The following is a 13,776-nucleotide window of genomic DNA, read 5'->3' as shown; positions in this document are numbered from 1 at the left end:
CGGCAGGCCCCGTCGGCCGCCCGCCCGGCGAGCGGCTGCCCCCACACGCTCGTCGCCCAAGAAATCCCGAACCTGGGCCGGCGCGCTCTGTCATCCCGGCACGGTCAGGCGGACTCGCGACGCCGGGGGAAGGGGTGAGAACGTGGGTGATCTTAACGACCACGGCGCCGAGGCCGGTGGCGGGGCCGAGGGCGTCGCCCCAAAACCAGCGCAGCATCCAGCGCCCCTCGCCGTTGCGGCGCGCGGTGATCCGCTCGAGAAGCGGCCCCCGAGACGACATCCCCGGACGTGCCGGGTTCGGGCTTGCACAATGGCAACGGTCGCCCGCGCCGAGCGCACGAAGCGGGCGGGAGGGAGAAGGTCATGGCGGCGGACCGACGCTGCTCCGCGTGCGACGTACACCTTTCCCGGTACAACCCGGGTGTCCGATGCGGCCCGTGCTCACGGGCCCGCGGGGCGGCGGCGGGTGCCGCAGGACTGTTCGACTCGGCCGAGATGCGGTCCGCCCTCGCGGACGGAGACCTGGCGGCGGTGGCGGCGAGACTGCGTGAAATGACGGGTATGAGTCAGCAGGAGCTCGCCGACCTGGTCCCCGGCTGGACGCAGACCAAGGTGGGCCGGGTCGAGCGCGGCGAACGCGACACGTTGTACGACCTCCGGGAACTGCGCGCGTTCGTCGACGCGGTGGGCATGCCGAGGAAGTCCCTGCTCCCGCTGTTCCTCGGCGATCCCGATTCCGCCGACGTACCGGTCGAGGGGGAGGCAGCGGGCAGGGGAGCGGAAAGCATCGACCGGCGCACGTTCGCAGGGCAGACCATGGCCGTGACGGCCGCTACGATGGTTCCGGCGGGCTCGGCACCGCCCGTCCAAGTGACGGACGCGCACCTCCGCCTGCTCCGCGCCTCGGTGAACGGTCTGCGCAGGCAGGATCGCTCCCGGGGCGGAAGCGGAGTGGTACGGCAAGGGGTGGCTCTCTCCAAACGCGCTCGGGCGATGCTCGACGCGAGCGACCACACCGAGCGCATCGGGCGCGACCTGCTCGCCCTCTGCGCTGAGATCGGGATCGAGGCGGGTTTCGCGCCTACGACCCTGATGCCCAGGCCCTCCCGCGCGGTCTCTTCGGCGAGAGCGTCCCGCTGGCTGAGACTTCCGGCGACGCCGTGCTCACCTACGCCTCGCTGGCGCTGTAGTCCACCCATCTCAGCCGGATGACGGGTGATGCCGGACCGGCGCGCGAGGCGCTTCGGCTGCTGGATCGGGCCACGGCCGTCGCCCGCCACGAACCGTGCCCCAAACTGCACGCGCTCATCGAGATGCGCAAGGCGCCCGCAGCGGCGTTGCTCGGCGACGAGGCGGCGGTGCGCCGACTGATCGGAGTCGCCCGTGGTGCGCTCGACCGGCCCCCGCAGGATCGAGATCCGAGCACCGTCGCCTTCGTGACGCCGGCGGAGTCCTTCACCGGCCACTGCGACGCGCTCTCGGCCTCCCTCCGCTCCGCCTGACCGGCTCCCGACAGCCGCCTGCGGCCCGCTCGCCGCAACCGGATCCGGGCTCGCCGGGGCGGCCATCGGCTCTACGACGATGCCATGTCGAGGAGATGGCATCAGTGGAGGCCGCGGGGGAGGGGATTGCTGGACGAGGCGGAGGAAGGGCACGGCGGAGGAGCGGGCGACGCTGCTCGTCTCTCCGGGAAGTCGGCGCCGTCGGTGGTCAAGGGTGTGCGGGGGAGGCCCCGCGTCTCCTGCCGGGGCGGGAGACGCGGGTGGGGGTGGTCAGGGCACGCGGCGGTAGGTGACGTGGTTGAGCATCGAGTCGATGAGGACGAGTTCGGTGTCGGTGCAGGAGGAGACGTCGTCGTCGGAGTACCCGATGCCGAGGTCGGCGTCCTGGACGACCTGGCCGGAGATGAGGAGCGTTCTCGTTTCCGAGTCCTGGGCCGGGGTGTAGGAGAGACGGTCGCCGCTGATTCTGTATTCGGCCGAGGAGGTGCCGCGGCGGCGCATCTCGACGGGGCTGCCGTCGTCGAGCGTCCAGAAGGTGCTGTTGTTGCTCTCCAGGTTCTGGAATCCGTCGTCCGTGAAGGTCACGTACGCGTAGCCGGACCAGGTCACGTCGGTCGTGACGTCGTTGATCTCCAGGTGGCGCGGCCATTCGACGGTCTCCCACCTTCCGATGAGGCATTCCGCGACGGACCGGGCCGTCGGCGTCGCCGAGGGGGAAGACGCCGACTCTTCGACGGGGGTCTCCGCGCCCGCTTCGTCGGGGGTCCGGTCATCGGCGGCGGGGAACCGGGTACCGCCGCCGGTGGCGACCTGCCGGTCACCGCCCTGCGACATGCCCGGGATCAGGTCTCCGGCCGCCGCCGCGACGACGGCCAGCGTCGCGAGGACGACGCCGGTGACCGCGCCGACGACCAGTCCGCGGCGGCCCGTGCCGGTCCGTCGGCGGGGTGCCTGCTGGGGCCGAGGGCCGGGGTGGTGCGGGTCGGGGCCCGACCAAGGCGGCGCGGGAGGGGGAGCGTAAAGCACATGGTGCGGGTTGACGGGGGGCGCCGGGGAAGGGGGCGCCGGAGGAGGGCCGGGCACGACGGGAGGCACGGTGACGGGCTGCGGCGTCGGCGTGGGAGCCGGGGGCTCCTCGGGCGCGGGAGCCGGAACCGGTTCGGCGGAAGGCACCGAGCCTGCCTCGACGGCCTGCCGCATCGCGGCGGCGTCGGTGAAGCGGTGCTCCGGGGCCTTCGCCAGCGCGGTGCCGATGATCGCGTCCCAGAACGCGGGAAGGGCCGGGTTCAGTTCGGAGGGCGGGTCGGGGTCCTTCTGGAGGTGCTGGAAGAGCACCGAGGGGAGCGAGTCGCCGACGAAGGGCGGCCGACCGGTGAGGAGCTCGTAGAGGACGCAGCCGACGGAGTACAGGTCGGAGCGCGTATCCGTCGGCTTGCCTTGGGCCTGTTCGGGGGCCATGTAGGAGGGTGTGCCGATGAGCATGCCGGTGGCGGTGAGCTTCGTGGCGGTGTCCGACAGCAGCCGGGCGATCCCGAAGTCCATCACCTTGACGCGGGTCCGGTCGGCGTCGCGATGCACCATGATGTTGGCCGGTTTGAGGTCGCGGTGCACGATGCCGCGCCCGTGGCTGTGCTCCAGCGCCTCAAGGATCGCCACGGTGATCTCGCGGGCCTCCTTCGGGGTGACCGGCCCTTCGTCGAGCAGGTCGGAGAGCGTTCCGCCTTCGACGAGTTCCATCACCAGATACGGCACGGGTTCTTCACCGCCGGTGTCCTCGCCCACGTCGTAGACGACCGCGATGTTCGCGTGCGCCAGCCCGGCCGCGGCCCTGGCCTCCCGCCGGAACCGCGCCCGGTAGGCCTCGCTGCGCAGCAGTTCCGCGGGAAGCACCTTGACCGCGACCACCCGGCCCAGCTCCCGGTCCTGCGCGCGGTACACCACGCCCATGGCGCCCCGCCCCAGGGGCTCCACGAGCTCGTACCGCCCTGAAAGGACTTTCACCAAGGATCCTCACTATCTGCCCGTTTCATGATCCACTCAGAAAGTACCGCCAGAACCGCCCCAAATGGCGCTGAAGCGGCAGTTCGTGTCTGATCCCGTGATATGTGTCGCGCGGTACAGGTGATCCGGCGGTCCGGGACCCCAGCGCGGAGAGCTTCCGCATCGACCGCGAAGGCGAGCTGACCCGCGCCTCGGCGGATCGGAGCCGCGATCAGCGCGGATCTCCGGTTCGGGGGGAAGGTCTCTCCGGAGATCCGGGGACGGAGGCCTCCCATCCGGTGGTGAAGGCCCGGACGGCGAACTCGTAGAGAAACCCCGGACGGCGCACGGCGACGCAGGGGGAGTTCCTGCTGTGCCTGGAGTCCTCGTAAAGGGTGATGTAGGCGACCTCGTCGGTGACGATGAGGCGGTAGAGGTTGGGCGATTCGTACAGGCGCAGTTCGAGGCTCGGCGTATGCCGCGCCACCTCCGCCAGGTAGGAGAGGTTGCTGCGGACCTGCTCTCGCAGCACCCCGGGGCGGAGGCCGCGGTCGGCGCGGTGGACCGACTCCGCGCGCCGTTCCAGCCAGATGCCGGACGGGTCGGGCAGCGCCACCCTGATTGTCTCGGTCCCGCCGGGAGCGCCCGACCACAGCGGGGCGAACGGCTCGCGGGTGAGTTCGTTGCCCCGTCCCGCCAGCACGCCCACCCACCGTGCACGGGCCAGGTCGCGGGCCAGATCGTCGGCGGCCTCGCGCTGGCGCCGGTACAGGCTGCGGACTCCCGTGCCGGTGGAGCGTCCGGCCAGGCGCACCGCCCAAAGCCTGGCGCGTCTCGACAGCAGCCAGCCGGCCGCCACGGTGAGCGCCGTCGCGGCCAGCGAGCTGACGACCCCGACCGTGAACTCGTTCACCGCAGCCCCTTCAGGTACGGCAGCAACCGGACGAGGGTGAGCGCGGCGTGCAGGGCGGCGTCCCTTTGCGGCTCGTCGCTCTTCGCCGCGTCGGCGTGGTCGGAGATCCCTCTGACGACGAGCCAGGGCTGCTGCCTTCCGGTGCGCGCCGTCCGCTCGTGCAGGGCACGGGCGAGACCGCCCGCCTCCATGTCTATCGCGAGGAGCTTGTCGTTCACCTGATCGAGCCAGGCGAGTTCGGCGGCCCCCTCCGCGGCGATGACCGCCTCGCCCGAGCCGAGCGGCCCGTCGTGCACCGTGAACGACCTGACCCGCCCGTCGGGATCGGTCGCGGTGAGCAGGTCGACCTCGGTGCGGAAGGCGTTCACCGCGTGCCGCGCGACGGCGGGCGCCGGGTGCGCGTCGGCCCGGCGGCGCACTCCCTCGGCGGTGATCTTCCGCTGGTCGTAGTAGACGACCTCCGTGGCCACCACGACGTCGCCGAGCGCGGTGGGCGGGCGGCCCCCGCCGATGCCGCAGAGCACGACGGCGCCCGGGTCGCAGACGTGCAGGAGGTTCTCCACCGCCGCCATCGCCGAGCGCTGGCCCTGGGCGGGCGCCATGACCGCGCAGACGGAGACGCCTTCGACCTCACCGGAGTACACGGGGATCAGGCCCTCCCTCCCCGCGCGTAGGCCGAGGACCCGCTTGACGGCGTGCGTCTCCTTGGCCGTCACCGTGATGACGCCGACGTCGCAGGGCTGCGCGGCCCGGTCGTCCACCGGGACGGGCTGCGGGAAGGGCTGCGGGCTCTCTCCCGTGAACGAGGTGACCGGGCCGTTGATCACCATGTCTCCGGTGTTGATGATGTTCGCCGTGATCCGAGCGTTGCCGAGACCTTTCACCGGGTTCCTCCCTTACCGCCGTCGGCGCCGGTGCCGGGGGCCGGCCCGCCCTGAGCGGTGGGCGTGTTGTTGAAGGTGATGCTGCCGTCTCCCATGTTGAGCACGTTGGCGGCGATGATCAGATTGGCCCACCTCTCGAACTGCGAGACATCGACACCGTGGTCGTCGAGGAAGGACACCATGCTGCGCAGCAGGCGTTCCTGGACGACCCAGACGTTCCTGGCGATCTCCCGCGCCGCCTCGGAGGTCGCCGACCAGGGTTCGGCGACATGCTCCCGCGCGCTGATGGTGGTGCCGGCCTCGGCGCCGCCGCGGATCAAGGCGCGGGACAGCAGGGCGTGCGGCAGCGCTTTGGCCGCCGCCCACAGGACCGCGGAGCTGAACCCGGACGCCATCTCGTCGGGCCATCGGAGAGCGGCCTTGGCGGCGGCCAGGGGGAGGGCGACAAGGCTCCGCTGGTACTCGGGCTTCTCGTACAGCGCCGGGAGCGGGGTGAGCGCGCAGGCGGTGAAGTCGAGATTGAGGGTCCGGGCGATGAGGGTCACCCGGACGAAGACCGTGGTGACGATGTCGCCGGTCGCGGTGGTGGTGATCTCCAGCACGTGCCGGAAGTTCCCGTGGGGCTCGTTGATGACGGCGGTCCGCGCGGCGCCTTCCAGCGGCATCGGCGGCAGGGACCCGACCGCGCTCTTCTCCTCGGCGAAGACGCGGTCGCGGATGACCAGGTGCGGCAGCGCTCCCGGCTCGTCGGCGTCGCCGACTTCACGCACGGCCCGGGCCAGCGCGTCGATGCAGTCCTCGACCTCGAAGGGGGTCATGACGTGCTCATGCCGCGATGCGGCGGCCGCCGTCGGGGCGGTCCCGCCGCGCTCGCCCGGGGAAAGCAGCGGCACGGTGAGGGGGTACCCCCAGTGGTGCACGATGAGGCCGGCGCCGAGGTGGACCTCGGACACCCTCCGCCGAGCGACACCGGGATCGTTCTTGGCCGACGCGCGCCGGTAGAGCACGAGCCCGTCGTGCTGCTGCGCGTCGATCCTCCCCAGCCGTCCCGGCCACGGCCCGGTGGCGGGTTCGCGGACGGACGCGCAATGGGCCAGCGCCCGGCGCAGCAGCGCGGCCACCGCGGCGACCAGCATGATCCCGCCGACGCAAGTGAGGCCGGGCACGACGAGGGCGGCCGGAGTCAGGTCTCGATCCCGGTAGATCCGGACGGCGGCGTAGACCAGCGCGCCGATCCACAGTAGCCGGACGAACTTCGTGCGGCTGCGCCTGATGTCCTCCGCTTCCGGGGAGGTGTCGCGCGGCCGCGGCCGCGGCCACGAGACGTCGGCGAGGAGGACGACGAGCGCCGCGGTGAGGTCGGCGTTCGGGCAGAAGTGGACGATCAGGCCGACCGTCGCGGCCTGGGCGGCGAGGTCGATGTACAGGGACCGCCCGGCGTGCACGGCGACCGGGACGATGTCGTGTCCGTAGGAGGGCGCCACCCTGCGGCGGGTGTCGAGCCGGATCCGGGCGAGGACGAGGTCGCGCAGGCCGCGGTCCAGGTAGACGCCCGCGGACATGCGGCGGGTCGCCCGGCTTCGGGGCGCGGACCGGGAGGGCGAGGCGCGGTGATGCGGGTGAGCTGACATGTCACTTCCGCGAGGACAGGGGGATTAGGTAGGTATGACCTTAAGTGTTAGGGTATTTAGAGTCAAGATGACCTTTGGTGGAAAGTCGGAGATGTCGCGCGAGCATGAGACCGGCGTGTCGGTCACCGTTGATCTTGTGGTGCTCACGATCCGGGATGGGGCCGTGCACGTCCTGCTGGTGGAGCGGGGGAACACGCCGTACCGCGGCGCGCTCGCCCTGCCGGGCGGGTACCTGCGGGTCGGGGAGGGGCCCGACGCCGCTGCGCTGCGGGAACTGAAGGAGGAGACGGGGCTGGATGGGGCCTCGCTGCACCTTGAGCAGTTGCGCGCCTACGGGGAGCCTGATCGGGACCCCAGGGGGCGGGTCGTCACGATCGCCTATCTCGCTTTCGTGCCCGATCTGCCGGAGCCCGTCGCAGGGTCCGACGCGCGCCGGGCCGTGTGGACACCGGCGCGGGACATGCGGGCCGGCACACTGGCGTTCGACCACGCGCGCATCCTCGCCGACGGGATCGAGCGCGCCCGCGCGGGGCTCGAGTACACGACGGTCGCCGCCGCCTTCTGCCGCGAGCCCTTCACGATCTCCGAACTGCGCGAGGTCTACGAGATCGTCTGGGAGACCCGTCTCGACCCGAGCAACTTCCGCCGCAAGGTGACCCGCTCACCCGGCTTCCTCACCGAGACGGGCGAACGCCGCGCCGCCGACCTCGGCCGCCCGGCGAGCCTGTACCGCAGGGGCCCCGCCTCGATCCTGAACCCGCCCATCTTCCGCGGGCAGGACGGCCGCTGAGCGGACCGCGGCGTCAGGCGGTGCGGGACTCGGCGGTGCGCAGGAGGCGGCGCAGGGCCGCGGAGTCGGGGGCGTGGGCGTTGGCGAGGGTGCCGCCGGAGGCCAGAGGGAGGACGGCGAGGCCGGGTTCGGTGTAGGACACCGAGCCCTCGGTGCGGATAAGAGAACCCACGGCCTTGGAGGTGCCGAGGATGGCGCGGCTTCGTGACGTCGCGTCGGCGCGGAGTTCGTGGCGGAGGATCGGGCGGCCCGCGCGGGTGATGTCGATGCGGCTGGTGTGGGTGCCGGGCTCCTCGTGGTGGCGGCCGAGGACGAGTTCCTCAAGCCAGCGGACGGAGCCGGACTCGCCCAGGGCGACGCGGGTGACGGCGCGGTGGAGGCAGCCGCGGACGGCGACGGTCGGCTCCGGGGCGAAGTCGAGGCGGCCGTCGACGTGCGCGTCGATGGTGTAGACGGACTCGCCGTCGCCCGGCATCGCCATCGCCGTCGCGACGGAGCGGATCGTGAGGGACGCGCCCGCGCCGACCTCGATGTCGAGGCGGAACCGGTCGCCGCCGAGCGGGCCCGCCGCGGCCCCGACGAGGTACACCCCGTCGGGGGTCTCGCGGAGAGCGATCGGGCCGTCGGAGCGCAGCCGCGTCAGGCGGGTGCGGCCGTCCGGGCCGGCCTCGGCCGTCACGGCGGCGTGCGCGACGTAGCCGCGTCCCATCGCTGTCTCCTGGGGGTTGCGAGGACACGCGGCCCGAAGGCCGCGCGCCGGGCGGTTCGGGCAGGGGCCGTTCGCCGTTCGAGCGTCCGGCCGCGCTGCCGGTGGACTTCAGTGGTGCAGGAACTCGTGGACGTTGGCGCGGACCCAGTCGGCGATCTTCGGCACGTCCGGTTCCTGCCGGATCGAGCTGAAGACGACGGGGCGGCCCTCACGGACCTGCGCGGAGTCGCGGTCCATGACGCCGAGGTCGGCGCCGACGAGGGGGGCCAGGTCGGTCTTGTTGATGACGAGGAGGTCGCTCGTGGTCACGCCCGGCCCGCCCTTGCGCGGCACCTTGTCGCCGCCGGACACGTCGAGGACGAAGATCTGCTTGTCCACGAGCCCCTGGCTGAACGTCGCGGTGAGGTTGTCGCCGCCGCTCTCCACGATGACGAGCTCCAGGCCCGTGTGCCGCTCCTCCAGGTCCTCGACGGCGTCGAGGTTGGCGGAGATGTCGTCGCGGATCGCGGTGTGCGGGCAGCAGCCGGTGCGGACGGCCATGATGCGGGCGTCGTCGAGGACGGCGTTGCGGCGCAGGAAGTCGGCGTCCTCGGTGGTGTAGATGTCGTTGGTGACGACGGCGAGGTTGAGCTCGTCCTTGAGGACCTTGCACAGCGCGGCCGTCAGCGCGGTCTTGCCGCTGCCGACGGGCCCGCCGATGCCGAGCCGCATCGGGCGGCCCGCCTTCGGCGCGGCGTGGTGCTGGTCCGGGCCGTGGTATCCGCCCATGGTTCTCCTTCTTTCCTTACGACTCGAAAAGCCGCAGATCGGCCCGCAGGTGCTCTTCGGCCCACAGGTCCAGCGCGGGCGCCGAGACCGCGGGCAGTTCCGCCCAATCCTTCGCCGCGTAAGCGGCGGCTTCTTCGGCGACTCCGTCCACCTCGCCCGCGAGCTCGGCCAGCGCGCGCTGGACGGCCATCGGATCGAGCCCGAGGAGCCGCACCGCGGCCGACGCGGGGCCCGTCACCGCGCCGTAGGCGGCGACGGCGGCGGCGTCGAGGTCGGTGCCTCCGATGACGTGCGCGGCGGCGCCCAGCACGATCGGGTGGTGCGCCGCGCGCGGCATCCCTTCGGCGACGGGCACGCGCAGCCCGTCCAGCACGGGCGAAGGCCAGGTGGCCCGCGCCGCCCGGAGCAGGGACTTGCCCTGCGCCCGGGAAGCGTTCCGCTGCGCCGGAGACGGAGTACGCGCGTCCGCCTCTGCGTCCAGCCCTGCCCAGTCCGTCCCGGCCGGCGCGTGGGCCCGCGCGGCGGCGGCCAGCGCCGCCGCGACGAGGCCTGCCGTCCACAGCCTGCCGTGCAGGAAGTCCGCGAGGTCGGGCACCGACGCGATCGCCCCGGCGCTCACCGCGGGCTCCAGGCCGCCCGAGTGGGCGTGGCCCCCGGCGGGCAGCCGGGAGTCGGCCAGCATCAGCAGGTGGGCGCGCATCAGAACAGCATGTACCGCTGCGCCATCGGCAGCACCGTGGCGGGCGCGGGCTCGATGACCTCGCCGTCGATCCGGACGGTGAAGGTGTCCGGATCGACCTCGATGCGCGGGAGCGCGTCGTTGAGCGGCATGTCGGCCTTGCCGAGCGCGCGGGTGCTCTTGACGGGCACGAGCCGCCGCCGCACGTCGATCTTGGACTTCAGGTCGTCCTCGATCGCGGCCTCCGACACGAAGTGCAGCGAGGTCGCCGCCGCGACGGCCGGGGCCGCGCCGAACATCGGCCGGGGCAGGACCGGCTGCGGGGTCGGGATGGAGGCGTTCGCGTCGCCCATCTGCGCCCACGCGATGACGCCGCCCTTGACGACCAGTGTCGGCCGCACCCCGAAGAACCTCGGGTCCCACAGCACGAGGTCGGCGAGCTTGCCGACCTCGACCGAGCCGACCTCGCCGTCCAGGCCGTGCGCGATGGCCGGGTTGATCGTGTACTTGGCGACGTACCGGCGCGCCCGCAGGTTGTCGGCGGGCCCTTCGAGGGAGCCGCGCCGCGCCTTCATGACGTGCGCGGTCTGCCAGGTCCGGATGATCGTCTCGCCGATCCGGCCCATCGCCTGGGAGTCCGAGCCGATGATCGAGATGGCGCCCATGTCGTGCAGCACGTCCTCGGCCGCCATGGTCGTCGGCCGGATGCGGGACTCGGCGAACGCGAGGTCCTCGGGCACCGACGGCGACAGGTGGTGGCACACCATGAGCATGTCGAGGTGCTCGTCGAGGGTGTTGACGGTGTGCGGCCGGGTCGGGTTGGTCGAGGACGGCAGCACGTTGGGGTGCGCGGCGACGGTGATGATGTCGGGCGCGTGCCCGCCTCCCGCGCCCTCGGTGTGGTAGGCGTGGATGGAGCGGCCCGCGATGGCGCCGAGCGTCGACTCGACGTAGCCGGCCTCGTTGAGCGTGTCGGAGTGCAGCGCCGCCTGGACGCCCGAGGCGTCGCAGACCTTCAGGCAGGCGTCGATCGCCGCGGGGGTCGTGCCCCAGTCCTCGTGCAGCTTGAAGCCCGACGCGCCCGCCTTCAACTGCTCCCACAGGGCGGCCTCGGAGACGGTGTTGCCCTTGCCGAGCAGCGAGACGTTGACGGGCCAGGAGTCCATCGCCTCCAGCATCCGGTGCAGGTACCAGGCGCCGGTGACGGTCGTGGCCTTCGTGCCCTCGGCAGGGCCGGTGCCGCCGCCGACGAGCGTGGTGACGCCCGCGCCGAGGGCCTCCTCGATGAGCTGCGGGCAGATCAGGTGGACGTGGGAGTCCACCGCGCCCGCGGTGAGGATCTTGCCGTTGCCCGCGATGATCTCGGTGGACGGCCCGATGACGAGATCGGGATGGACCCCGTCCATGATGTCGGGGTTGCCGGCCTTGCCGATGGCGGTGATCCGGCCGTCGCGGACGCCCACGTCGGCCTTGACGATGCCCCAGTGGTCGAGGATGACGACGCCGGTGATGACGAGGTCGGGGGCGCCTTCGGCGCGGGTGGCCCGCGCCTGGCCCATCGACTCGCGGATGACCTTGCCGCCGCCGAAGACCGCCTCGTCGCCGGCGCCGAGGCCGCGCGCGAGGTCCTCGGTGACCTCGATGAACAGGTCGGTGTCGGCGAGGCGGATGCGGTCGCCCGCCGTCGGGCCGTAGAGCGCCGCGTAACGGGCGCGTGAGATGTCAGCCATGCAGGCCACCTTCCGGCCGAAGGCCCGGCACGAGGCGGTGCCCGGCGAGGGGCACGAGGTCGACGTCCCGGACGATGCCGGGCTCGAAGCGCACGGCGGTGCCCGCGGGGACGTCGAGGCGGAAGCCGGAGGCGGCCTCCCGGTCGAAGTCCAACGCGGCGTTGGCCTGCGCGAAGTGGTAGTGCGAGCCGACCTGGATCGGCCGGTCCCCGGTGTTGTGGACGGTGAGGGTGATCCGCTCGCGTCCCGGGTTCAGCTCGACGGCCTCGTCGCCGACGACGACCTGGCCCGGCGCCCAGCCGCCCGAAGGCTCCGCGGCGCTCACGGGATCGGCCTGTGCACGGTCACGAGCTTCGTCCCGTCGGGGAACGTCGCCTCGATCTGGACGGAGTCGAGCAGTTCGGGGATGCCCTCCATGACGTCCTCGCGGGTGAGCACGCTCCGCCCGCTTTCCATGAGTTCCGCCACGGTCCGCCCGTCGCGCGCGCCCTCCAGGACGTGGACGGCGATGATCGCGGTGGCCTCGGGGTGGTTGAGCTTCAGTCCGCGCCCCTGGCGCTCGCGCGCCACACCCGCGGCCACATGAAGGAGCAGCCGTTCCTGCTCATGGGGAGAGATCAGCACCCGATGACGTTATCGCTGGTCAAGACCGGCCTTCCACCGACGCAACACGGAAATTGCCGATTTAACTACGAATTAACTAGGTGAGTCCGCACGGTGTGAAACGTGACGAACTCCCCAGCGCCGTCACGGGCGCCGCGCCGCCGACGCCTCCCGCTCGTAGGCCGCCATCACCTCGACGACGAGGGTCCGCTGCTCGGCGGTGAGCGGCGCGAGCGCCTTGCGCCAGGCCTCCGCGCCGACCGCGAGCCACTCCCGGATCGCCGGAAGGTGCGCCTCGGCGATGCTCACGATGGTCCGCCGCCGGTCGCCCGGGTCCTCGCCGCGCTCCAGGATCCCCTGGCGGCTCAGGTCGCCGACCATGAGGCTGACGGTCGCGGGCGCCACCTCCAGCCGCTCGGCGAGCGCGTTGACGCCGGTCGGCCCGTCGAACAGCAGGTAAGCGAGCAGGGACAGGTGCCGGGGCGCCAGGTCGAAGCCGCCGAGCGCGGGCGGCACCTTGATCCGCTTGACGGTCGCCACCATGCGCGGCATGAGCCGCAGCATCGCCCGGACGCCGTCCTCGACGCTCGTCCCGGCGGAGTTCTCCTCAGACATGCCTTTGCTTTCAAAGTAGCTTCGTGGTTAAAGTATCTTTGCTTGCAAAGCAAAGATGTCTCGCAGGTCCAGGATAGGGAGCGTGCTCATGGCAGGGTGGAACGACCAGATCATCGCCGAGTTCCGGGCGAACAAGGGCAAGGTCGGAGGTCCCTTCGAAGGCTCGCCCCTGCTGCTGCTCACCAGCACAGGCGCGAAGACGGGGCGGCCGCACACGACCCCGCTGGGGTACCTGGCGGAGGAGGAGCGCCTCCTGGTCTTCGCCTCCAACGCGGGCGGGCCGCGCGATCCGGTCTGGTACCGCAACGTCCTCGCCGACCCCCGCGTCTCCGTCGAGGTGGGGGAGGAGCGGTACCCGGCGACGGCGCTGGCGCTGCACGGCGCCGAACGCGACGACGCCTATGCCCGGCAGGGCGCGCTGGTCCCCGCGTACGCCGAATACCAGCGGCAGACCGACCGGGTGATCCCCGTCGTCGCGCTCTACCCGGCCGCCTACCGGGCCGATCGGGCCGCCGCCGTCGGCGACCACCTGCTGCGGGTGCACGCCGCGCTCCGGGCCGATCTCGCGGCCGCCGGAGACGTCCGGGCCGGGCGCGACCTGCACACCCACTGCCTGACGGCCTGCGCCGCCCTGGGTGAGCACCACACCGCCGAGGACGGGGTGTTCCCGCGCCTGGAATCCCTGTTCCCGGGCCTTTCGGAGGTGGTCGGGGTGCTGCGGCGCGAGCACGCCGAGGTGGCGGCCATGAACGACGGCCTGCGCGCCCTCGCGGAGAAGGGGGCGGCTCCGGAGGAGATCGCGCAGGAGGCCGAGCGGATCTCCAGCGCGCTGGAGGCGCACTTCGCTTATGAGGAGGAGCACCTGGTGCCCCTGCTCAACGCGCTGCCGCGCGAGGTCCTGGCACCGGGATCAAAGCTGATGTAGCGGACATGGTGGTGTTCCGCCCGGACGGTCCGGCGCGGTCATAGACT

At 72.2% G+C, this 13,776-nt stretch carries 15 protein-coding genes; 4 read left to right on the top strand and 11 right to left on the bottom strand.

Annotation, left to right across the window (positions count from 1 at the left end):
• Window positions 1–363: 363 nt before the first annotated feature.
• Both ACYVOM_RS35500 and ACYVOM_RS35495 read left to right on the top strand, forming a co-directional pair.
• Complete coding sequence (locus tag ACYVOM_RS35500) at window positions 364–1,212, top strand: helix-turn-helix domain-containing protein (protein ID WP_460307972.1); 849 nt, start codon at window positions 364–366, stop codon at window positions 1,210–1,212.
• Complete coding sequence (locus tag ACYVOM_RS35495; protein WP_460307971.1) at window positions 1,209–1,502, top strand: hypothetical protein; 294 nt, start codon at window positions 1,209–1,211, stop codon at window positions 1,500–1,502. The genes ACYVOM_RS35500 and ACYVOM_RS35495 overlap by 4 nt, the downstream gene beginning before the upstream one ends.
• A gap of 270 nt (window positions 1,503–1,772) precedes the next feature.
• Here the strand turns inward: ACYVOM_RS35495 and ACYVOM_RS35490 are convergent, their stop codons facing one another.
• From ACYVOM_RS35490 to ACYVOM_RS35475, 4 genes are all read right to left on the bottom strand, one after another.
• Complete coding sequence (locus ACYVOM_RS35490) at window positions 1,773–3,503, bottom strand: protein kinase domain-containing protein (RefSeq protein WP_460307970.1); 1,731 nt, start codon at window positions 3,501–3,503, stop codon at window positions 1,773–1,775.
• Window positions 3,504–3,714: 211 nt separating this feature from the next.
• Window positions 3,715–4,395, bottom strand: a complete 681-nt coding sequence (locus ACYVOM_RS35485; protein ID WP_460307969.1) for a hypothetical protein — start codon at window positions 4,393–4,395, stop codon at window positions 3,715–3,717.
• Window positions 4,392–5,279 carry a 5'-methylthioadenosine/S-adenosylhomocysteine nucleosidase family protein gene (locus tag ACYVOM_RS35480; protein ID WP_460307968.1) on the bottom strand — a complete coding sequence of 296 codons (888 nt, stop codon included), beginning with the start codon at window positions 5,277–5,279 and terminating at the stop codon, window positions 4,392–4,394. Before ACYVOM_RS35480 ends, ACYVOM_RS35485 begins: the two co-directional genes overlap by 4 nt.
• Entirely contained in the window at window positions 5,276–6,910 is a 1,635-nt protein-coding gene (locus ACYVOM_RS35475) for a hypothetical protein (RefSeq protein WP_460307967.1), read from the bottom strand. The genes ACYVOM_RS35480 and ACYVOM_RS35475 overlap by 4 nt, the downstream gene beginning before the upstream one ends.
• Before the next feature lie 91 nt (window positions 6,911–7,001).
• Between ACYVOM_RS35475 and ACYVOM_RS35470 the strand changes: the two genes are divergently transcribed.
• A complete protein-coding gene (locus ACYVOM_RS35470; RefSeq protein WP_460307966.1) occupies window positions 7,002–7,700 on the top strand; it encodes an NUDIX hydrolase in 699 nt (232 codons plus the stop codon).
• Between the two features lie 13 nt (window positions 7,701–7,713).
• Here the strand turns inward: ACYVOM_RS35470 and ACYVOM_RS35465 are convergent, their stop codons facing one another.
• The 7 genes from ACYVOM_RS35465 to ACYVOM_RS35435 all read right to left on the bottom strand — a co-directional run bounded on the left by ACYVOM_RS35465 (window position 7,714) and on the right by ACYVOM_RS35435 (window position 12,804).
• Window positions 7,714–8,409, bottom strand: coding sequence for an urease accessory protein UreD (locus ACYVOM_RS35465; protein WP_460307965.1), 696 nt, complete (start codon window positions 8,407–8,409; stop codon window positions 7,714–7,716).
• A gap of 108 nt (window positions 8,410–8,517) precedes the next feature.
• On the bottom strand, window positions 8,518–9,177 hold the full coding sequence (gene ureG / locus ACYVOM_RS35460; protein WP_460307964.1) for an urease accessory protein UreG: 660 nt from the start codon (window positions 9,175–9,177) through the stop codon (window positions 8,518–8,520).
• 16 nt (window positions 9,178–9,193) lie between these two features.
• On the bottom strand, window positions 9,194–9,877 hold the full coding sequence (locus tag ACYVOM_RS35455) for an urease accessory protein UreF (protein WP_460307963.1): 684 nt from the start codon (window positions 9,875–9,877) through the stop codon (window positions 9,194–9,196).
• Window positions 9,877–11,586: an urease subunit alpha gene (locus tag ACYVOM_RS35450; RefSeq protein WP_460307962.1), complete on the bottom strand. Its 1,710-nt coding sequence runs from the start codon at window positions 11,584–11,586 to the stop codon at window positions 9,877–9,879. Before ACYVOM_RS35450 ends, ACYVOM_RS35455 begins: the two co-directional genes overlap by 1 nt.
• Complete coding sequence (locus ACYVOM_RS35445) at window positions 11,579–11,911, bottom strand: urease subunit beta (RefSeq protein ID WP_460307961.1); 333 nt, start codon at window positions 11,909–11,911, stop codon at window positions 11,579–11,581. The genes ACYVOM_RS35450 and ACYVOM_RS35445 overlap by 8 nt, the downstream gene beginning before the upstream one ends.
• Window positions 11,908–12,210, bottom strand: a complete 303-nt coding sequence (locus ACYVOM_RS35440; RefSeq protein ID WP_460307960.1) for an urease subunit gamma — start codon at window positions 12,208–12,210, stop codon at window positions 11,908–11,910. The genes ACYVOM_RS35445 and ACYVOM_RS35440 overlap by 4 nt, the downstream gene beginning before the upstream one ends.
• Window positions 12,211–12,333: 123 nt before the next feature.
• Window positions 12,334–12,804 (bottom strand): MarR family winged helix-turn-helix transcriptional regulator, encoded by a 471-nt coding sequence (locus ACYVOM_RS35435; RefSeq protein WP_460307959.1) that lies wholly within the window; start codon window positions 12,802–12,804, stop codon window positions 12,334–12,336.
• Window positions 12,805–12,892: 88 nt separating this feature from the next.
• Between ACYVOM_RS35435 and ACYVOM_RS35430 the strand changes: the two genes are divergently transcribed.
• Complete coding sequence (locus ACYVOM_RS35430) at window positions 12,893–13,729, top strand: nitroreductase/quinone reductase family protein (protein WP_460307958.1); 837 nt, start codon at window positions 12,893–12,895, stop codon at window positions 13,727–13,729.
• The last annotated feature ends 47 nt before the right edge of the window (window positions 13,730–13,776 follow it).

This window comes from Actinocorallia aurea (genome assembly GCF_054783995.1).
Note: the sequence above shows the minus strand (reverse complement) of the source record. Positions and strands in the feature narration are given on the sequence as shown.

Bases quoted from the DNA above. Each gene is read 5' to 3' on its own strand.
- ACYVOM_RS35500 (WP_460307972.1), top strand. From the start codon at position 364: ATGGCGGCGGACCGACGCTGCTCCGCGTGCGACGTACACCTTTCCCGG.
- ACYVOM_RS35495 (WP_460307971.1), top strand. From the start codon at position 1,209: ATGACGGGTGATGCCGGACCGGCGCGCGAGGCGCTTCGGCTGCTGGAT.
- ACYVOM_RS35475 (WP_460307967.1), bottom strand. From the start codon at position 6,910: ATGTCAGCTCACCCGCATCACCGCGCCTCGCCCTCCCGGTCCGCGCCC.
- ACYVOM_RS35470 (WP_460307966.1), top strand. From the start codon at position 7,002: ATGTCGCGCGAGCATGAGACCGGCGTGTCGGTCACCGTTGATCTTGTG.
- ACYVOM_RS35465 (WP_460307965.1), bottom strand. From the start codon at position 8,409: ATGGGACGCGGCTACGTCGCGCACGCCGCCGTGACGGCCGAGGCCGGC.
- ureG (WP_460307964.1), bottom strand. From the start codon at position 9,177: ATGGGCGGATACCACGGCCCGGACCAGCACCACGCCGCGCCGAAGGCG.
- ACYVOM_RS35455 (WP_460307963.1), bottom strand. From the start codon at position 9,877: ATGCGCGCCCACCTGCTGATGCTGGCCGACTCCCGGCTGCCCGCCGGG.
- ACYVOM_RS35450 (WP_460307962.1), bottom strand. From the start codon at position 11,586: ATGGCTGACATCTCACGCGCCCGTTACGCGGCGCTCTACGGCCCGACG.
- ACYVOM_RS35435 (WP_460307959.1), bottom strand. From the start codon at position 12,804: ATGTCTGAGGAGAACTCCGCCGGGACGAGCGTCGAGGACGGCGTCCGG.
- ACYVOM_RS35430 (WP_460307958.1), top strand. From the start codon at position 12,893: ATGGCAGGGTGGAACGACCAGATCATCGCCGAGTTCCGGGCGAACAAG.